The sequence below is a fragment of the Thermococcus radiotolerans genome (assembly GCF_002214565.1).
GTDB classification, from domain to species: domain Archaea; phylum Methanobacteriota_B; class Thermococci; order Thermococcales; family Thermococcaceae; genus Thermococcus; species Thermococcus radiotolerans.
Genome location: NZ_CP015106.1, coordinates 1,664,557 through 1,684,104, shown reverse-complemented (window position 1 = coordinate 1,684,104; position 19,548 = coordinate 1,664,557). Strand labels below are relative to the sequence as shown.

At 55.1% G+C, this 19,548-nt stretch carries 18 protein-coding genes; 7 read left to right on the top strand and 11 right to left on the bottom strand.

Annotated features, from left to right (window positions below):
• Nucleotides 1–35: 35 nt before the first annotated feature.
• Genes A3L10_RS09305 through A3L10_RS09295 form a run of 3 tightly spaced genes read right to left on the bottom strand, consistent with a single transcriptional unit; the run spans nt 36 to nt 2,380 of the window.
• Nucleotides 36–1,649: a COG1361 family protein gene (locus A3L10_RS09305; protein WP_088867350.1), complete on the bottom strand. Its 1,614-nt coding sequence runs from the start codon at nt 1,647–1,649 to the stop codon at nt 36–38.
• 42 nt (nt 1,650–1,691) lie between these two features.
• Nucleotides 1,692–1,973 carry a hypothetical protein gene (locus tag A3L10_RS09300; RefSeq protein ID WP_232460976.1) on the bottom strand — a complete coding sequence of 94 codons (282 nt, stop codon included), beginning with the start codon at nt 1,971–1,973 and terminating at the stop codon, nt 1,692–1,694.
• Nucleotides 1,973–2,380: a DUF61 family protein gene (locus tag A3L10_RS09295; protein WP_088867348.1), complete on the bottom strand. Its 408-nt coding sequence runs from the start codon at nt 2,378–2,380 to the stop codon at nt 1,973–1,975. The genes A3L10_RS09300 and A3L10_RS09295 overlap by 1 nt, the downstream gene beginning before the upstream one ends.
• A gap of 220 nt (nt 2,381–2,600) precedes the next feature.
• On the opposite strand from A3L10_RS09295, the gene glnA reads away from it, so the two are divergent.
• Nucleotides 2,601–3,932, top strand: a complete 1,332-nt coding sequence (glnA, locus tag A3L10_RS09290) for a type I glutamate--ammonia ligase (RefSeq protein ID WP_088867347.1) — start codon at nt 2,601–2,603, stop codon at nt 3,930–3,932.
• Here glnA and A3L10_RS09285 read toward each other — a convergent pair.
• From A3L10_RS09285 to A3L10_RS09250, 8 genes are all read right to left on the bottom strand, one after another.
• Nucleotides 3,929–4,813: an EamA family transporter gene (locus A3L10_RS09285; RefSeq protein ID WP_088867346.1), complete on the bottom strand. Its 885-nt coding sequence runs from the start codon at nt 4,811–4,813 to the stop codon at nt 3,929–3,931. The genes glnA and A3L10_RS09285 overlap by 4 nt on opposite strands.
• Nucleotides 4,814–4,822: 9 nt before the next feature.
• Nucleotides 4,823–5,584 carry an NAD+ synthase gene (locus A3L10_RS09280; protein WP_088867345.1) on the bottom strand — a complete coding sequence of 254 codons (762 nt, stop codon included), beginning with the start codon at nt 5,582–5,584 and terminating at the stop codon, nt 4,823–4,825.
• Nucleotides 5,581–6,063, bottom strand: a complete 483-nt coding sequence (locus A3L10_RS09275; protein WP_232460975.1) for a hypothetical protein — start codon at nt 6,061–6,063, stop codon at nt 5,581–5,583. Before A3L10_RS09275 ends, A3L10_RS09280 begins: the two co-directional genes overlap by 4 nt.
• Before the next feature lie 24 nt (nt 6,064–6,087).
• Complete coding sequence (locus A3L10_RS09270) at nt 6,088–7,095, bottom strand: ABC transporter ATP-binding protein (RefSeq protein WP_088867343.1); 1,008 nt, start codon at nt 7,093–7,095, stop codon at nt 6,088–6,090.
• A gap of 10 nt (nt 7,096–7,105) precedes the next feature.
• The gene (locus A3L10_RS09265; RefSeq protein WP_088867342.1) at nt 7,106–8,065 is read right to left on the bottom strand and encodes an ABC transporter ATP-binding protein; all 960 of its coding nucleotides are present in this window, start codon (nt 8,063–8,065) and stop codon (nt 7,106–7,108) included.
• Between the two features lie 10 nt (nt 8,066–8,075).
• Entirely contained in the window at nt 8,076–9,536 is a 1,461-nt protein-coding gene (locus A3L10_RS09260) for an ABC transporter permease (protein WP_088867341.1), read from the bottom strand.
• 11 nt (nt 9,537–9,547) lie between these two features.
• Nucleotides 9,548–10,603, bottom strand: coding sequence for an ABC transporter permease (locus A3L10_RS09255; protein ID WP_088867340.1), 1,056 nt, complete (start codon nt 10,601–10,603; stop codon nt 9,548–9,550).
• Between the two features lie 180 nt (nt 10,604–10,783).
• Nucleotides 10,784–13,207, bottom strand: coding sequence for an ABC transporter substrate-binding protein (locus A3L10_RS09250; RefSeq protein WP_449353734.1), 2,424 nt, complete (start codon nt 13,205–13,207; stop codon nt 10,784–10,786).
• A 385-nt stretch (nt 13,208–13,592) separates the two neighbouring features.
• On the opposite strand from A3L10_RS09250, the gene A3L10_RS09245 reads away from it, so the two are divergent.
• The 6 genes from A3L10_RS09245 to A3L10_RS09220 all read left to right on the top strand — a co-directional run bounded on the left by A3L10_RS09245 (nt 13,593) and on the right by A3L10_RS09220 (nt 19,539).
• Complete coding sequence (locus tag A3L10_RS09245) at nt 13,593–14,825, top strand: dihydroorotase (RefSeq protein ID WP_088867338.1); 1,233 nt, start codon at nt 13,593–13,595, stop codon at nt 14,823–14,825.
• Nucleotides 14,803–15,504 (top strand): dihydroorotate dehydrogenase electron transfer subunit, encoded by a 702-nt coding sequence (locus A3L10_RS09240; protein ID WP_088867337.1) that lies wholly within the window; start codon nt 14,803–14,805, stop codon nt 15,502–15,504. Before A3L10_RS09245 ends, A3L10_RS09240 begins: the two co-directional genes overlap by 23 nt.
• A 47-nt stretch (nt 15,505–15,551) precedes the next feature.
• Nucleotides 15,552–16,457, top strand: coding sequence for a radical SAM protein (locus tag A3L10_RS09235; protein ID WP_088867336.1), 906 nt, complete (start codon nt 15,552–15,554; stop codon nt 16,455–16,457).
• Nucleotides 16,458–16,536: 79 nt separating this feature from the next.
• Nucleotides 16,537–17,544: an ABC transporter permease subunit gene (locus tag A3L10_RS09230; protein WP_088867335.1), complete on the top strand. Its 1,008-nt coding sequence runs from the start codon at nt 16,537–16,539 to the stop codon at nt 17,542–17,544.
• On the top strand, nt 17,534–18,817 hold the full coding sequence (locus tag A3L10_RS09225) for an ABC transporter permease (protein WP_088867334.1): 1,284 nt from the start codon (nt 17,534–17,536) through the stop codon (nt 18,815–18,817). Before A3L10_RS09230 ends, A3L10_RS09225 begins: the two co-directional genes overlap by 11 nt.
• 53 nt (nt 18,818–18,870) lie before the next feature.
• On the top strand, nt 18,871–19,539 hold the full coding sequence (locus A3L10_RS09220; RefSeq protein ID WP_232460973.1) for a hypothetical protein: 669 nt from the start codon (nt 18,871–18,873) through the stop codon (nt 19,537–19,539).
• Nucleotides 19,540–19,548 lie beyond the last annotated feature (9 nt).

Here is a 19,548-nt window from a genome sequence, read left to right as displayed (position 1 = left end):
GGAGTTAGAAAAGGAGGGATAAAAAAGTTTGGTATTCACTTCTTCTTGGGGAGTTCCTTGTTCTCCTTGAACTTGGGCTCCTTGGGCCTCCTGAACCTTCCGAGGGGCGAGCGCCTCTTCGGTTTGGGCCTGGTGCGTTTTTTGGATTTTCCGCCCTCGCGGGTGTAGTAGAAAGCCCCGGCGACGAGCAGGAGGAAGGCCACGATGACGAGGCCTATCCACAGGCCTCCGGAGGCTCCCGACGGGGTTGTCGTCGTGGTGTTCGAAGCGGTGGTGGTCGTGGTGGTAGTGGTTGTCGTTGGGGGCGCAGGGGGCTGCAGGTACAGCTCTCCCTTGGACGTGCTGGTTTCGCCCATCGCGCTCAGGGTAAACTCGTACTCGACGACCTTCCCCACGGGCAGTTCGAACTTCAGGGAGACCTCGTTGGTTCCCGGTTTCAGCACGCTCTGGAGCGAATCCTTGTAGAGGACGTTGCCATCGGCGACGATTCTGTATCCGAATTCGCCCTGAACCTCCTCGTAGTTGGGGTTCTCCATCGTGATTTTAAACAGGACCTCCTCGTCAGAGACCCTCTCGTAGGTCACGTTGCGGATGACCGGCGGGGCCTGCACCTTGTAGGAGACCTTACCGCTTCCAATGACCCTCCCATCGAAGGTCAGCTCTATGACAGAGGTCAGGTTTCCTGATACGTTGGTCGGAAGTTCCGCCTCAATCACGTCCGTGCCGCCCTTAACGGTAACCGGTGTCGTGGTGTTCGAGACGAGGCTTCCGTTCCTGTAGGTCTCCACGGTCAGGTTGAGGCCAACCGTCCTCTCCGACAGGAGGGTGAGGTAGGCCCTGTTTTTTTCACCGAGCTTCACGACGTCCGACTGGAGGGAGAGGCCAACGAGTTTAACCCCGAAACGAACCGGGATTTCGCGGGAGTACCTGTAGCTTCCGCCGTCGTACCCGATGCGGTACTCCAGCCTGTACGTTCCCTCCGGGAGGTCGTAGCCAACGGGAACCTCGAAACGTACCAGGTTGTCCCCGGGCTTCATAGCCAGCGTTCTGTTCTCGAAGAAGTAGACCTTGCCGTTCGAGGACAGGGAAACGGAGGCCTCAACAGTGACGTCCGAGTGGCCGATGTTGTCGACGTGGGAGAACACCACTACGGTTTCTCCGTTGAGGGCGTAGGACGAGCCGGGCCTCTCCTTCACGTAGGCGTCGGCAACCCCGAAGTTCAGGGCGCTCTCGATTATGTGGAGCGGAACCGTGGCGTGAACTATGTACATCGAGTTGTCGGCGGTGTACGCCAGAAAACGCAGATAGAGGGTGTAGGTTCCGCCGGAGACGTTGGAGACGCAGGATATGTTGTACGACACGGAGTATGTCTTCTGGGATGTCCAGTCGGTGAATATCGTTGGCTTGATAGTTAGATTGAAGCCCGGAATCTTGTTTCCGTCCGCATCCTCGACCCAGAACTTCTGGTAGCTGACCACCTTGAAGCTGAAGCCGCCGGCGTTCGTCAGCATTATCGTCCCGCTGCTGTAGTCGCCGCGCAGCAGGGTTATCTCATCGTTCGTCGTGAAACTGACGAACTGAGCCGAGGACCGGGGGAGAAGCGCCATGACCAGCATCAAAAGGATAAACGCAACCGCTGTCTTTCTCATGCGTTCCCACCACCAATAGTTGTGTTTTCACCCATATAAAGGCTACTCTCCATAGACCAGAATAAGGGCACCCACAACCATCAAACCGGCAAAGGCGGCCATCATGAGCCTGTACCAGAGGAGCCTGGAGAGGTGGGGCCCTATGACGAGACCGAGCACGAAGAGCATAAAGCCGTAGAATATCGCGAATATTCCCAGGGCGGTGTTAACGTTAATCCCCAGTATCAGGAGAACCCCCAGGAGCGCTCCTGCAAGCACCGTGACGTGGGGAACCGTGAAGGCCAGGTAGTCCCTTAAAACCTTGAGGTCTTCGTCCATACCCATCACTCCGTTATGAAGGCGTAGGTCGTTGTCGTCGGGAGGGCTTTTCTGATTTTCGGAAGGAGGTACCTGGGGTACAGCTCCTCCGCCTTCTCCTCCAGGATATCGTAGGTGCCGAGGATTTTGTCCATAACCTTAACCTCAATACGGCCCCTCACCCTGAAGTACCCCCTGTAGAGGGTGCTTATCTCGAGTACTATCGGTATCCTGAGACGCTCCTCCTCGCCCCTATCGAGGAGGGAGAGAAGGTACTCCAGCTCGGAGCGTTTGAAGTAGTGGTAGCTCCCATCCCGCAGTCTGACCCTAGGCTCATCCTCGTTGAGCAGCTCCCCCAGCGTGGGCCTGCTGGCGGGAAGGTGGAGGTTCACCCTGGCTATCTCCCTGTTTAGTATGTCCTCTGCCTTCGGCATGTTCGTGCCTACTCGCGAATCCAATAAACCTTTGCTTAACATTAATTTGTTAAAAATCGTCAGGAAGAGCAGATAAAATAACAGTTTCTTGTCAATCGAGGGAGGATTCAAGCGCACCGTCGTCATAATGACAAAAATCCAGTGAAAAGGCTTTTATTGGATTAATCGTTCAATAAGATGGCGTTAATGCTGAACATTTAAGCAATAATAGGTGATAAAGATGAACGATTTGAGCATGTCCGGCGTGGGGCACGGACTTGAATCAAAGAGGATGATGTTCATCCAGCTCATTTTCGTGGACATCAACGGCGTTCCGAAGGGCATGGAGGTTCCCATAGGAAGATACGACGAAGCTATAGAGGGCGGCATAGCCTTCGATGGCTCCTCGATTCCGGGATTCGAGGGAATAGAGGACAGCGATTTAATTTTCAAAGCGGACCCCTCAACCTACGCCGAAGTCCCATGGGAAGGCGTCTCCAGGGTCTACGGATACATATACAAGGGAGATAAATCCTATCCCGCGGACCCCAGGGGCGTCCTCAGGGATACCCTTGAAGAGCTTGAAAAGGCAGGATTCAAGGCGTACATAGGGCCAGAACCCGAGTTCTACCTCTTCAGGAAGAACGGCTCCTGGGAGCTTCAGATACCCGACAGCGGCGGCTACTTCGACCTGGTGACCCTCGACAAAGCCAGGGGTATACGCAGGGAGATAGCGCTCCACATGCCGGCCCTCGGGCTCGTTCCGGAGGTTCTCCACCACGAGGTCGGGAAGGCCCAGCACGAGATAGACTTCCGCTATGACGAGGCGCTCAAGGCGGCCGACAACATCATCAGCTTCAAGCACATAGTGAAGGCGACCGCCGAGGCCCACGGCCTCTACGCCACGTTCATGCCCAAACCCCTCTACGGATTCCCCGGCAACGGAATGCACCTCCACATAAGCCTCTGGAAGGACGGGAAGAACGCGTTCATCGGCGACGATGGACTCAGCGAAACGGCGCTCCACTTCCTCGGGGGTGTACTCGCCCATGCAAAAGCCCTGACGGCGGTAACGAACCCGACGGTGAACAGCTACAAGCGCCTCGTTCCAGGCTACGAGGCCCCGGTGTACATAAGCTGGGGATACAGGAACAGGAGCACACTGATAAGGGTTCCGGCGTTCTGGGGCAACGGTGCCAGGATAGAGTACCGCTGCCCGGACCCAAGCGCAAACCCCTACCTGGCCTTTGCCGCGATACTGATGGCCGGGCTGGACGGTATAAAAAGGAAAATCGAACCCGAAGCCTACGTGGAGGAGAACGTCTACGAGATGGACGACTCCAGGCGTGAGAGCCTCGGCATAGACACGCTCCCCAAAAGCCTCGGAGAGGCCCTGGAGTGGCTGAAGGAAGATAAAGTTGTCAGGAAAGCCCTGGGCGGGGCGTACAGGAACTTCATGGCTTACAAGGAACGCGAGTGGGAGGGATACCTAGAGTACCTCGGCGCCAAGGGTCTCCCGGAGGGAACAAAGAAGGTAACCGAGTGGGAGCTGGAAAGGTACTTCCACGTCTAGTGGATCTCTTCGAGCACCTCCTCGAGGACCGTTTCCTCGGGCTTTTCTTTCTCCCTCAGGTGCACCAACGTCGAGCCGCCTATTATGAGGGCAGCCCCGATTAGCTGTTCGAGGGTGAGGGTCTCACCGAAGAGCAGGAACGCCAGTGTTATCGCAACCACCGGTTCAATCGTGGCGACTATGCTGGCCCTGCTGACCTCAATCTCCCTCAGCGCATGGTTGTAGAGTACGTATCCAAGGAACGTCGGAAAGAACGCCAGGGCAAAGAGATACGGAACCGCGCCCGAGGGCACCGAGAAGTCCGTGAAGGGCAGGAGGTACAGCATGCCGAAGAGGAGCGTGTAGAAGAGTACCTTCTCCGGCTCATCGTCTCTGACGGCGAACTTCGCAAGAACGCCGTAGAGCGCGTAGGTCAGGCCGGTCAGCAGTCCAAATATCAGTGCCTTGGTGGAGAACTGCATGTCCCCCCAGTTCACTAGGAGAACGCCCAGCATAACCATCGCTAGGGCGGCGATTTTCTCCCTCATCAGGGGCTCGTTGAACACAAGTCTGCCCAGGATTATCGAATACACCGGGGCGGTGTAGAGGAGCAGAACGGCGAAGGACACCGACGATATCGTTACCGTGTAGAAGTACAGCGTGTAGAAGAGGAAGATGCTGAAGAAGCCGTAGAGGGCGTAGAACCTAAGGCGGGAGCGCTCGAGGGAGAACCCTATGCCCCTGAGGCGAAGGTAGGCCGCCAGCAGAACTATGGCGAAGAAAACGCGGTAGAACACCATGGTGAAGGGGGTCAGCCCGAAGCCGTCGAGGTACTTGGCGAATATGCCCAGCGTCCCCCACATGGAAGCGGCTAGAAAAACGAAAATGTAACCTCGCTTCATGGACTCACCTCAGAAGACGGGACCAACCGGGAGGCGCCTCTTGTGTTCGCTGCCCTTCACAAGTCTCTCGACGTATTCGACGGTTTCGATGTCAATTCCAAGCTCCCTTGCTATTTCAGCCTTTTCCTTTCCGAGGTCGATCATACGCCAGAGTATCTCGTCGAGGAGGCGGTAGCTTATCCCGAGCTCGTCCTCGTCCGTCTGCCCCTCCCACAGGCCGGCCGACGGCTTCTTTTCGATTATCCTCTCCGGAACCCCGAGGAGCTTTGCTATCTCCCAGACCTCGGTCTTGTAGAGGTTTATGAGCGGAGCGTAGTCGCTGGCACCGTCGCCCCATTTCGTGAAGTATCCAGTGAGAACCTCGCTCCTGTTGCTGGTTCCGAGGACGAGGCGGTTCATGGCGTTGGCGTGGGCGTACAGCAGGACCATCCTCGTCCTGGCCATGACGTTTCCCCTGCTCTTTGTGTCGAGTCCTCCAACGGCCCTCTCGAACTCGTCCACGATGGGCTTTATGTTGACCACCTTGTAGTCAATCCCCAGGCTCTCACAGACGAGCTTGGCGTCGTCGAGGTCGCGGTTCTCGTAGTAGGGCATTATCAGGCCGAGAACTCTCTCCCTCCCAAGGGCCTCTGCGGCGAGGTATGCGACGGTGGCGCTGTCTATGCCCCCGCTTACACCAACGACGACTCCACCCACACCGGCCTCTTCGACCTTCTCACGGATGAACTCCTTTATTCTCTCAACGACGGCGCCGTAATCAAGCTCCCTCATTTCTTACCCTCCTTCACGTCCCTCAGGAACTGGGAGTACCCCAGGAACGCCATGACGACCCCCACCAGCATCAGCACGAAGGCAAAGAGGGAGTAGACCGCGTAGGGGTAGTCAACGGCGGTTGCACTGTAAGTATAATTCACGCTCCCGTTAAAAACATATATCACCGGTCTCTCCGTTGGATGGAGCGTTATCTCGCGGTTCACCAGCGTGTAGTTGGTCATCTCGGTTCCCTGGAGGAGGGAGAGGTTCGCGTTGGAGGAATAGAGAACGAGGGTTCTGTTGTGGTACAGGTACTCACTCTCGAATTTGTCGTCCCCCAGGTAGTGCATGCCCTCCCCGAGGGTCCCGCTCGCGGAGTAGGACTTATCAACGCGGTAGAAACCCGCGATGGATATGAGCAGGGCAAGGATGAGCATTATCAGTCCGGCCCTCAGAAGAGGATATCCCATAGCGTCCCTGAGCGTTCCCATCGGCATCACCTAGAGAAAGAAAAGAAGGGGTCAGTACTTGCCAACGAGGTGGCACTCGGCCCAGTGGTTGTGCTCGTACTCGACGAGCTGCGGGTGCTTGGTGTCGCAGAGTCCCTTCTGGGCGTAGATGCACCTCGGGTGGAAGCGGCATCCCGGCGGGATGTCAACGGCGTTGGGCACCTCACCCCTGATCGGCAGCTCCTTGATGATGTTCCTGCGCTCAGGCTTCGGCTCTGGAACGGCCGCGAGCAGTGCCCTGGTGTACGGGTGAAGCGGATTGTCGATGACCTTCTCGACCGGCCCCATCTCGACTATCCTTCCGAGGTACATGACCGCCATCCAGTCGGCGAAGTACCTCGCTGTTGACATGTCGTGGGTGATGTAGAGGTAGGTGACGCCCATCTTCTCCTTGAGCTCCTTCATCAGCTCGAGGATCTCGGCACGGATTGAAACGTCGAGCATCGAGACCGGCTCGTCGGCGACGATGAAGGTCGGGTTGAGGATGAGGGCCCTGGCTATAGCGACACGCTGTCTCTGACCACCAGAGAGCATGTGCGGGAACCTGCCGACGTAGTCCTCCGGCGGGGTTATCTTGACCATCTCAAGGGCCTTGTAGATGAGCTCCTCACGTTCGGCCTTGGTTTCACCTATGCCGTGTATGAGGAGCGGCTCCTCAAGGATGTCGAATATCCTGAACCTCGGATTCATCGAGCTGAACGGGTCCTGGAAGATTATCTGAACCTTTCTTCTGTAATCAAGGATCTCATCCTTGGTCTTGATGTCAGTGACGTCCTTGCCCTCGAGGTATATCCTGCCATCAGTGGGCTCGAGGAGCTTGACGATCAGCTTTCCGGTGGTGGACTTACCACAACCGCTCTCACCGACGAGTGCGAAGACCTGCTGCTTGTATATCTCAAAGCTGATGCCGTCCACCGCGTGGACCTTCTTCTGCGGGGCACCCTTGATCGTGTCTATGAATCCCCTCTTGATCGGGAAGTACTTCTTAAGGTTCTCAACTTTAAGTACCGGCTCGGTCATTTCTCACACCTCACAGCAGCCAGCATGCGGCATAGTGGTCCTTATCAACTTCCTTCAGCTCGGGTTCCTGCTCCTTACAAACCTGCATTGCGTAGGGGCACCTCGGGTGGAAGCGGCATCCCTTCGGCGGCGTGATGAGGTTGGGCGGCTGTCCAGGGATGAACTCCAGCTTCTCAACGTCCTCGTGGAGCCTCGGTATTGCCGCGAGGAGCTTCTGGGTGTAGGGATGGGCCGGTTCATAGTAGACCTTCTCGCTGTCACCTATCTCGACTATCTTACCGGCGTACATTATCGCGACCCTGTCGCTGATCTCGGCGAGGATGCTGAGGTCGTGGGTGATGAATATCATCGAGAGGCCGAGCTCCTTCTTCAGCTTCTTCATGAGGTTGATGATCTGCGCCTGAACGACGACGTCGAGTGCCGTTGTCGGCTCGTCCGCGATGACGACCTCAGGCTCAAGCAGGAGGGCGGTTGCGATGATGACACGCTGCTTCATACCACCTGAGAGCTCGTGCGGGTAGCGGTAGACGATCTCGGGGTCAAGACCGACGAGCTCGAGGTATTTCTGGGCCCTGTCAAGGGCCTCCTCCTTGCTCATTCCCTTGTGGAGCATGAGCGGCTCGGTCATCTGGTAGCCGACGGTGTAGACCGGGTTGAGGGCGTTCATTGCACCCTGGAATATCATGGATATCTTCTGCCAGCGAATCTCCTTCCTGAGGACGTCCTCGGGAAGGCCGACTATCTCCCTTCCGTCGATCTTCACGCTTCCACTGACTATCTTGCCGGGTGGGGTTGGCATTCCCATAAGGGTAAAACCAAGGGAGGACTTGCCGCATCCGCTCTCACCGGCAAGTCCAAGCACTTCACCCTTCTTGAGGTTGAAGGTGAGGTTGTCGACGGCCTTGACGACACCCTTGCTGGTGAAGTAATACATCTTGAGGTCCTTAACTTCGAGTACATTCTTAGCCATTTATACCACCTCACAGCCTCCTGAGCCTTGGGTTGAGTATCTTATCGAGGGCCGTACCGATGAGGACGAAGGTAAGGCCGACGACAGCGATACCGAGCCCGGGCGGGAGGACCCACCACCAGTAACCCTTGGTTGTTGCCGACTGCGCCTGTGCCGCGTTGAGTATCTGTCCCCACGTTACCGCGCTCGGGTCACCGATACCGAGGAAGCTCAGGGAAGCCTCGGCGATAACCGCACCCGGAACGCTGAGGGCTATAACCGCGAAGGCGTACGGCAGCAGCTGCGGAAGGATGTGCTTAAATATGATCCTTCCGTTGCCGGCGCCAAGGGCCCTGGCGGCCTCGATGTACGTCTGCTCCTTGATCTGGAGTGCCATACTTCTCGCAATCCTCGCTATTCCCATCCATCCGAAGATGACCAACAGCAGCACTATGAACATCAGGGTTACGTGACCGAGTGTGGCTCCTATGAGGATAAGTATCGGCAGGCTCGGTATTGAGGCGAATATCTCGTTGATACGCATCATGAACTCGTCGGCGTTTCCTCCGAGGTAGGCACTGGTGACTCCGTAGATGAGGCCTATGACGGTGCTGAGGACTGAAACGAGTATACCGATGACGAGGGAGACCCTGCTACCCCAGATGATTCCGGCCCAGAGATCCCTGCCGAGGTAGTCGGTACCCATGGTTCCATAGCTCCTTCCAAGGAAGGTGACCTTGAGGTTGTCGTAGACGACCTGGTTGTACTTGGGAGCGGGGTTGTTGATCTTGAGTATGAGCTTGTACTGGCCGTTGAGCGGCTGTGGGTTGCCTATTATGTCGCTCACGTTCATTCCCGGCTCGACCTTGGCGAACATCGGAGCAACCATGTCGCTGATGAGTATCGTCTCGAGGGGAACCTCGAACATGGTTATCTCCCTGCCCTCGGTGACGTTCACGAGCCAGATGTACACATTGGCCGAGATGGTGCTGTCCCTACCGATGGAGATGGTGGTGCTAGAGCTGAGCTGCTTGTTGGTGAGGAGCGGAATGGTCTTTCCGTCTGGCCTCAGGAGGTATATGTCCATGGTTGGTGCCTGAGATGGAGCGTTCAGCGTGACGTTCAGGCCCCTTATGATTATTCCCTGGGGTCCGAGGTAGTACCCATCTGGGAACTGATAATCGGCCTCAATCATGGTCACGGTATCGCTCGGGTGGCTGATTTTGAGATTGTTGGCGTAGTAAACCTGCTGTGGAACGAGCTTCTGGGAGGTGAACATGTTGTACCACTCGGGAGGAACGTTCTTGGGGTTGTCCTCCCAGTAGGCGGAGCTCCTCCACTTCTCGGGGAGGTCGGGCATGGTGGTGTATGGAGCCGTGAGTGCAACCAAGACAAGGATGATGAGGAGAACGACACCGGCTATGCCGGTCTTCTCCCTCTTAAACTCTTCAAGGAATTCCTTAAATCCTTCTTTGACGTCGACCCATCTCATCGTGAATCACCTCACATCTTGGCGGAAGCACCGACCTTGACACGCGGGTCGAGGAATCCGTAGACCATGTCCGCTAGGACAACTCCCGCAAGGTAGAGCACTGTGAAGAAGTACGTCAGTCCTATGAGGAGGTTGGTCTCGTTCTGCTGGAGGGCGACCCAGTAGAGCCTGCCCATTCCCGGGTAGTTGAAGACGAGCTCACTGATGATGGCACCTCCGAGCGAACCGAGGAGGGCGAAGATGATCATGGTGACTATCGGCGGGGCAGCGGCACGGAGGGCGTGGCCGTAGATGATCTTGTGCTCGGGGACACCCTTGGCCTTGGCGGCCATAATGAAGTCCTCCTGGAGGGTACCGATCATGATGTTCCTGGTCGTCCAAGCCCAGCCACCGAAGACGACGAAGACGTAGGTGAAGACCGGAAGGGCGAGCTTCCAGATAACGTCCTTAACGTGCTCCCAACCGGTGAGCTGCGGGTCAAACATCGAGCTGAGCGGGAACCAGCCGAGCTTGAATGCGAATATCAGGAGGAACATCATTCCTGTCCACCACATCGGCAGACTGTAGGTGAGCAGTGCGAAGATGGAGAGACCCCTGTCGAAGACACTGCCGGCGTGCCTGGCGGCCCTGACTCCGAGGAATATACCCAGTATGATAACTATTATGGTCGCGGTCGTGAAGAGCAGGATGCTCCTGGGAACGGCGACCTTGATGATGTCAGAGACGTTGTTGGTTCCGAAGATTGGCATGCTCGTCGTTCCAAAATCCAGCTTCAACGTGCGTAGGGCCTTATTATAGACCTTCTGCCAGTAGGGGATGTTCAGCTCGTACTTCTCTTCAAGGGACGCCTGCTTTGCGGCCTTAGCCTGTTCAAAGGCCTCCAATCCCTGGCTCTGCTTGATTTTAGCACCTTCGGTTCTTTCCCACATCATCAGTTCTTCGTACATCTTGGACCTGTTGCTTTCCTCGGCAACCTTGACGAAGAGTGCCGAGATAATAAACGTCACTATCAGTAGAACGAGAATGGCGTTCAGGATCCTAAACACCAGGTACTTTAGATACCCCATTTTTCCACCCCCACGTAGGTTGCTCGTGTTTAATGTATCTTTTTCAGCATTGTAAAACTGGCTTTATATATCTTACTGCATAGATGTGCACATTTTCATAGAAGTGCACTATGAAGCTTGGAAAGAACCGTCAGAAACATGGGTAAAATTTCAAAAAAGAGGGGAAAGAACGAAACTACTTCACTTCTTCTTGGTGAAGTACCAAGCGGCCGCAGCGATGATGATTATCACCAGGCCGACGACGACGTAGGTGGTCGTGTTGCCTCCGCCGCCCGGAGTCTCAGTGGTCGTGGTGGTCTCGCCACCGGTCGTGGTGGTCGTGGTGGGCGGCTGGGTGGTCGTGGTCTTGGTTATGTCGTCCCAGGTAAGGCCTGAGATCTTCAGCATGACCTTGGCGAGGTCGTCGACGTGCTCTTTGGTGAGGAGGTCGAGCCAGAGGACTCCCTCGGCACCGCTGCTGAAGGAGTAGGTCTTGTCAATGCCGTACTCCTTGGCGTTGGCGACGAGCTCGCCCATGGCCCAGTAGAGCTCCCATGGGTGGTGCGGGTAGAACACGTAGAAGCCAGCGGTCATGTCGTCGGCGAGCGGGTGCTCGTAGGTACCGTAAACGACGTAGCCGTCATCGGTCCACTGCCATCCGAGGATGTTGGAAAGTGATCCAGCGGTTCCACCGAGTGAGCTGTCGTAGTACGGGTCGTCGGGGCCGTCCTGGTAGGCCCAGGTGTAGAGGAACGCGATGTAGTACTTGAGGTCGTCGATGTTGCCCTTAACGCCGTTGTGCCACTCGCCGAAGTCGCAGGTGACCTTGACCTTGACGACGGCCTCCTTACCAGCGTTGGCGGCGATCCATCCCTGGGTCTGGTTGTAGATGACCGCATCGTCCGGAACGGTGAAGTGGCCGCGCTCGAGCTCCCACTTGCACCTGTACGGGGTTACGATACCGTCGAAGTTGGTGGTGGCACCGTAGTCCCTGATGAGGTTCCAGACGCGGACGCTGTAGACGTCGCTCAAACCACCGACCTCGTTGAAGGCGCTCATGAACATGGCACCGGTTGAGGCAAACTGGGCGATCTTAAGGTGCTTGTCCGGAGTCTCGGCCGTCATGACACTCCAGCGCTGGCCGATACCGGTGCTTGCCTCCGGGGTGATCTTAACGACCCTCTGCTTGTTGGCCGGGTAGAACTCCCAGGTCTCGATCATGAAGATCCTCTCGCTCTCGAGGATGCCTATGAGCATGCTTATCTTCTGGAGGTCCCAGTACTGCTCCTTGGTGGTTATCTTGATCGGCTCGTCAGGTATGAGGTCGTCGTGGATGTATGGGGTGCCCTTGGCGCCCGCGGTGGTGAAGTAGGTCAAGAGGAAGGTGAGCTCCTCCTCGGTCCACTTGAGCATCGGGCCGAGGCTGTCGCCGCTCTTGTAGTACTCGGCACCAATCTTGGCGAGACCGGCGTCAACGTCACCGTCGCCCAGGTACTTGAGGGCGTCCTCAACGGTGACGGTGTTTATGTGCTTCGGATCAACGGCGCCAGGAACGTATCCGTACCAGGCGGCGTAGAACCAAGCGGTGTAGTCGTCAATCCAGACGCTCGGGATACCGCTGGTACCCCATCCACCGGTGTAGATGTTCCACTCGTAGTTGCTGGGCGGCTTGGCGAAGACGACCTGACCGGCCTTCTGCCTGTCCCACTCGAGCCTGTCAACCTTGAAGCCAACCTTCTTCTCAAGGAGGTCTGCAACGTAGAGACCAATCTCGTGCCTCTCATCCTCGATACGGATGATGAACTTAACGGTAACCGGCTCGCCGTCGAAGTACCAGGTTCCCTCCTTCTTCTCGAGGGTGTGCCCGTACTTGGCAACCTGCTGGGCGGCCTCCTGCATGGCGTTGCCGATTATCTTGAGGGCAATCTCCTCGTTGCCGGCGCCGCTGAGGCCGAGGGCCTTGTAGACCGGCTCGAAGTACTTGTCGGCCGGGTGGCTGGGCCTTATGCATCCGAGCATTGGAGCACCGCTTCCCTGGTAGATGTTCTGAACGATGTAGTCCCTGCTGACGAGCCAGTTCATGGCGAACCTGACTTCTCTAATGGCGAACGGGTTGAAGTAAACCTTGTCGCCGACGGTGACGAGCGGAGCGTCCTTGTCCGGGTCGTGGTAGGTGTTGAAAGTCAGCTCGTTGTATGAGCTGGCGCTCTTGTACAGGTCGAGGTTGGCAAGAACATCCTCACCAAGACCCTGGTACTTTCCAGCGGGGAACGAGAACATACCCATGTCGTACTCGCCCTTGGCGATCTGGAGAATTACGTTCTCAGGGTTCTGGACACCCTGGTACTCGATAATGTCTGAGTGACCGTCCTTCGGAAGGGTGTCGGTGAATATCTTCCTCGGGCCGGTGTACTTCTCAAGCTTGAGGTAGAGGTTCTCCGGGGAGTACATGACGAGCATGTACGGACCGTTGCTGATGACGAAGTGGCCGTACTTGAGGTACCACTGGAGGTCGGCCTTGAAACGGGCCGTGGCCTCGTCGCTATTCAGCGGAATGTCCTTCGGAGTGTAGTCTGCTGCACTAACTGGGTGGATAGCAAACAAACTAAACAACATCAAACCCATAATAAACAATCCCAAAGCCTTCTTCATACTCCACTGCCTCCTTCACTTTTTGGCAATGTTGCCACATATGGTGTATAATGGCATGAAGATATACATTGAAAGCCTATTTAAGGGTTACGTTCTTGTAAAAGTAGTGCGCTTAACAGAGCCACCACAATCCATGATTACCCACGTAGAAGCATTTGACATGTTAATTACAGCATTGCGTTGTTAAAAACAATGCGAAGACTCAACTCCCCGCACATATGGCAGATAGGGCGATACAAAGATAGTAAACAGTTGGGGAAAGCCCCAAAAATCGTTAGCAGGCTTTTTGTCATAATGACAAAAGTTGAGATGATCAAAAAACTTAAAATGGGCTAGCATCCATTCCAGTGCGGGCGCTATGTACGACCTTGTCCTGAAAGGGAAGCTATTAAAGGATGGGAAAGTGATAGAAGGAAGCGTAGGTATTCTTGCCGGGAAAATTTCTCGAATATCTCTCGGCGAATTGAAGGGAGAGGAAAAGATTAAAATCGGCCGTGGAAACCTCATCCTTCCGGGACTCATAGACGTTCATGTCCATCTGAGGGATTTTAAGCAGAAGAGAAAGGAAACAGTGAAAACTGGAACCATGGCGGCGATACACGGCGGGATAACGACGGTTTTCGATATGCCCAACACAGATCCGCCCATAATCGACTTCGGGACTTTCCAGAGAAGGGGGGAGCTGTTTAAGGGGAAAGCGTACTCGGACTACGCCCTGAGCTTTCTCGTCAGAGACAACTGCACAGAGGCCGAGAGGGTGAACGCGGATTTCTACAAGATTTTCATGGGTGCTTCGACGGGAGGTCTCTTCTCGGAGGATTTTGAGGGCGACTATCGCTGTGTCCCAGGGGTTGTAAGCGTTCATGCCGAAGACGCGGGAATAATCCAGAAAAAACCTGAAAGACCGCCAGAGGCCGAGATAACCGCCATAAAACGCGCCCTGAAAGCCGTCGAGAAATTCAGAAAGCCCCTTAACATCTGCCATGTCTCCACCGCCGGTGGAATAGATGCAATACTGACCGCGAACCTCCCATGGGTAAGCTTTGAGGTAACCCCGCACCATCTCTTCCTTGGCAGGAAGGACTACGAGAGGAACCCGCTCCTCAAGGTTTATCCTCCTTTGAGGGACGAGGAACACAGAAGGGCGCTCTGGAGGAACTTCTCCAAGATTCCGCTCATAGCCAGCGACCACGCGCCCCACACGCCAGAGGATAAGGAATCCGGCGCAGCGGGAATTCCCGGATTGGAGACTGAGGTGGCCCTTCTCCTCGATGCGGTTAACAGGGGCATGCTGGAGCTTTCGGATATCGTGGAGAAGATGCACAATAATCCTATTAGGATATTTGGAATGCGCAACAAGGGTCTCGAAGTTGGCAAAGATGCCGACTTTACGGTGGTGAACCTCAAGGAAGAGTGGGTGGTTAAGCCGGAGGAGTTCTACACGAAGGCAAAATGGAGCCCGTGGGAGGGCAGAAGACTGAGGGGGAAGGTCGTAATGACGATTCTCCATGGAGAAATCGTTATGGAGGACGATGAAATCTTCGGAAAGCCCCAGGGGGTTAGGATAAATGCTGCAGAGGGTGAGCATTAGAGAAGTCTGGGACGTCGCTAAGGATGTCAAAGCCTTTCGCTTCGACAAAAAACTCGAATTCAATGCGGGACAGTTCATAATGGCATGGCTCCCGGGTGTTGGTGAGAAGCCCTTCAGCCTGGCCTGGAACGATTTGATAGTCGTCAAGCGCGTTGGACCTTTCACGAGCAGGCTCTTCGAGCTGGGAGAGGGAGATTACCTCTGGATCCGCGGGCCATACGGCAGGGGCTTCGAACCTGCGGGAGCTAGGATAGCCCTCGTGGGCGGCGGCATAGGAATTCCCCCGCTCTACGCCTTCGCGAGGCAGCATCGGGGTGAGTTCAAAAGGATAACCCTCATCTATGGCGCGAGAAACCTGGAAGAGCTGGCGCTGATGGACATCGAGAACTACGTGGACGAAGTAGTAATCACCACCGACGACGGCTCCGCGGGGAGAAAGGGCTTCCCGACGGAGGTTCTCGCCGAGAGGAAGGAAGAGTTTGACCGGGTCTATGCCTGCGGCCCGGAGCCGATGCTGAGAGCCGTCCTCGGGGTCATGGACTACGAAAACGTCCAGGTATCGGCCGAGCGCTACATGAAGTGCGGAATCGGCGTCTGCGGCTCCTGCAACCTCGGAAAGTACCTCGTCTGCAGGGACGGGCCGGTCTTCGACGGCTTCCAGCTGAGGGGACTGCTCTGACCAGTGAGCTTTTTAAACCCCTTTTCTCCGCTTCGGCCGGTGAGAGAATGAGGAAGATGAGCTGGGAGGAGTTTGCGAGAAGCATGGGTGTCGAGCCCCAGATTCTTGAGAACAGGGAGGCCAGACTCCTGAAGAAGTTCGTCATGGATTTGAAGTTCCCCACCCACTGTCAGGGCTGCCAGGGACTTGATTTAAGCAACCCAAATCCCGTTCACCACCCGAGCTATGAACTTACCCCCGCCTGCAACCACGACTGCATCTTCTGCTACTCGAACGTTGCGGTAAAACTCGGGAAGGCTCCGAAGCCCGGCTACTACGGCTGGGATGATCCATACGCGATAACCGTTTCTCAGTACGGCGAGCCGCTGATAAGCCCCCGTATAGTCGAAGTGAACAAAATGCTTAGGGAGAGGTTTCCAAAGGCGAGACTCGACCTTCAGACCAACGGCTCACTGCTGACGGAGGAGCTGTGGGAGAAGCTCGACTTCGACCTGGTCATGATAAGCCTCGACGCGGCGAGCAGGGAGAAGCATTTGATGATAACCAACGCGGACACCTTCGATGCCGTCGTCAACGCCCTCAGGATAGTGGGCAGAGATGAGAGCGTCCGCTCGGTTGTAAGGACGATATTCATGCCCGGCATCAATGACGATGACATACCAAAGATAGCGGAGCTTGCCGCCTCCCTCGGAATAGACGAAATGATGCTCCAGCCGCTCACGATTCATGAACTCAACGTGGAACGGCTGAAAAAGGCTGGCCTCGACTTCGAGAGGGCGGAGAGCGTGAGGGAGTACCTGAAGGCGGCCATAGAGGCAAAGGAGCACATAGACGTTCGCATAAGCGGCTGCCAGCTGGCGGTGTATCGGACGATGGACCCGCTGACGCTCTTCAGCGCGAGGCGCGTCGCTCGGGATGTGGCACCGGCGATGAAGAGGGAAAGGGAAGATTAAGTTAATCTTCAGGCAACTTATTACGCCATGCATGCGAAAAGTTTAAATCTCGAACCTGTGTATCTTCTCAGGTGATATAATGTCACGGGCTGTTAAATACATAGCTCGTAACATCGGTGTGCTTTTTCTTGCCATCATCATAACCGGGATGATAATTGCCGGAGCAGAGCACAGGGTATGGGAGTGGAGGAGCAGGCACACGTTCATCCAGACAAGGCCATTCACACTTAAGGAGGGCCTCAACAAAACTGCGGAGTATTTCAAGTATTCCCTCTCCCTGTTCAAGGAAGGAGAGTCCAGGAAGCAGTTTATAGAGGTCTACAAAATAAGCCCCGAGGGGGCCATCCTCACGACGATGGTTGTACTCGCTCTCACAATGGCGCTCGTGTTCGTCCTCGGCCTCTACTGGGGGCTTAAGGCGGGATACAACGGAAAACGATCGGACAGAATCCTGACCACCCTTGCCCCGGTGTTCTCAGCGATTCCGGGCTGGTTCTGGGCAATAGTCCTTATCTGGACTGTTTGGTGGAGAACGAATTTAGCCACGATAGACTACATGACGTACATAGCCAGGGCGAGGCTCAACGACGAGTTGGGAATCAGAACTTACCTCAACGCCCTGCTGATTCCGGTCCTCACGCTAACGTTTGCCAACGTCGTAATCTACGCTTTCAACGTGAGAACGCTCGTAAAGAAGGAAATGCATGAAGAGCATTTCTTTGCGGACGTGTTGAAGGGGCTGCCAGACAGAAAAATAATGAAAAAGCTCCTGAGAACGGTTCTACCCTCGTTCTTGACCTTCACAAGCTATAACTTCCTGAACCTGCTGATAAACGGAATGGCCGTTGAAAAGCTCTTCAATGTCAACGGAATAGGCTACGTCTTTGCAACGTCCGCTGGAAGGCAGTACGACTACGTGTGGGATCCTTTAAGAAAGATTCACATTGTTGATTTCACATTTGTCTTCAAGGGGGAGCTACTGTTTTTTGTCGCTCTGGTCATGGCGTTCCTGTACTTCGTAAACTCATCGGTGATGGAAATTCTGTATTTAAGACTGGACCCGAGGGTGAGGCAGAATGTTGCGTGAAAGGAGCGTCCTCCTCTCGGCCATCATAGTAATCACGCTCGTATTGATGTCGATTGTTGCTCCGACCTTGGTTAATCCCGATGATATCTACAACTGGGACAACACCCTCTACTGGCGCCTCAATCCTAAAAATGTGCCCCCCGAATGGTTCGGGAGGCTTACCGGACTCCCCAAGACGGAGTGGCTTCACGGACGAGCGGAAAACGGTTCGTATGTATTTCCCTATAACTTCCACTACGACACCGCTCCCCAGGACATAATCGTCATGACGGATTCGTTCGAAACGTACAGGGTTTCCATAGTCTCCCCCGACGGAGAAGAATACGTCCTCTGGGACAGTCCAATACCCAACGAACTCAATCTGGGAAAATCAGGGGCGCTGATAGAAATAGCCCACGAGAAGTGCAGTCCCGATATAAACGCCGGAGACATCATCTTTAAAAACGCACTAAATGCTGTGTTCTCAAAGCCCAAGGAGGACTGCATAACAAACCCCGATACATTAAAGGGAACGTACGCAATAGTGGTCACCCCAAAATCCGGAAGCTCGAAGATGCCCAAGGTGTACATCCTTGGAAAGAGTTACGGAGTCATGGGGACGGACAACGTTGGAAGGGACCTCTGGGCAGGCTTTCTCTGGGGTATGAGAGAAACAATAGTAATCTCGGTCGTCGGAGCATTCGTTGCTATTGGACTGGCACTGGTATTTGGAACCCTGAGCGTTATCTCAAGCAAGCTTGGAGTCCTTTTTGACCTGGTATCCCAGATAATAACGGTCATACCACTTCTTCCGGCGGCGATAGGGCTGATAATAATAGCCTCCGACATAGAAGACAACACCTACGCTATATTCACCGATCCCCTGCTACTGGCCATAATACTCGGCGTTTTGAGTGTGGGTGAGGTCTCAAGGAACGTCCGCTCGATGGTGGAAGAGGAGCTGAGAAAGGAATACGTTGAATCAGCCAAGGTCGTTGGTGGAAACGCACTGTGGATTCTCCGGAAACATATCTCAAAAGTTCTCGTTCCCTACTCCCTCTATCAGCTTGCCCTCGCCGTCCCAGGAATAATAGCTCTGATAACACTTCTCGGCTTTTTCAACGTCGTTCCGGGCTTCAATTGGGGAACACTGATGAGCCAGAGCATAAGGGAGAACACCGCCTACAGGGTATCGTGGTGGCACATTCTGCCTGTGGGAGTAGCTCTCGCACTCCTGGCGATAGCGTTTGTTTCAATAGCTAGGGACATAGAAAGGCGCTTCTTGGAGAGGTAGGCGACAAGCGTTAAATATTCCAACTCCACTTTTATTTTAGGCCCTTCGGAGGGATGGACATGATACGGGAGATGCTCGCGTTCTTCTTCCTAACCGCTTTTCTGTTCATCAACCTATCCCTGATACTCATGAGGGCCTTCGGAAGCCTCGCCGGAATGACCTGGAGAAAGGCCCTGAGGCTAGATATCCCAGAAAACGAAAAGAAGGGCGTTGAAAGGATCTACACCGTTGTCTGGATAGCCGTAGGCATCTGGGCCTTCTGGAAGCTCTGGGGGGCCGCATGGACCGCGGCACTGTTCGGATTTCTGGCCTTCAGGAGCGGGGCAAACATAACCAAAACCCTCGTCTACGGCCTCCACGACCAGAGGCTCATAGGCGAGTACACCGAGGAGAGCAGGGTGCTCGGCATCATTGGAACTGCAACCAAACTTTCGATACTGCTGGAAACGGTTTTCGTGGTGGCCTTCGCCCTGGCGTACAAGGCGTTTTCCGTAACACTCAGCCCAAACGGAATGAGCGCCAACACGTTCATTCTCTCGCTCTGGCTTGGGGGGCTGGCGTTCGGTCTGCTCTTCGGCTGGTTCATAGCCAGGAACAACCGCGGAATACTCCTCCAGAACGCCATAGCGACGGTTGGCTTCTTTGCAACGAGAAAGGGCAAGGAGAAGACGGATGAAACCATAGGAAAGGCCAAGTCCAAGATACCCAAACTTGGACGGTAGCATTTTTAA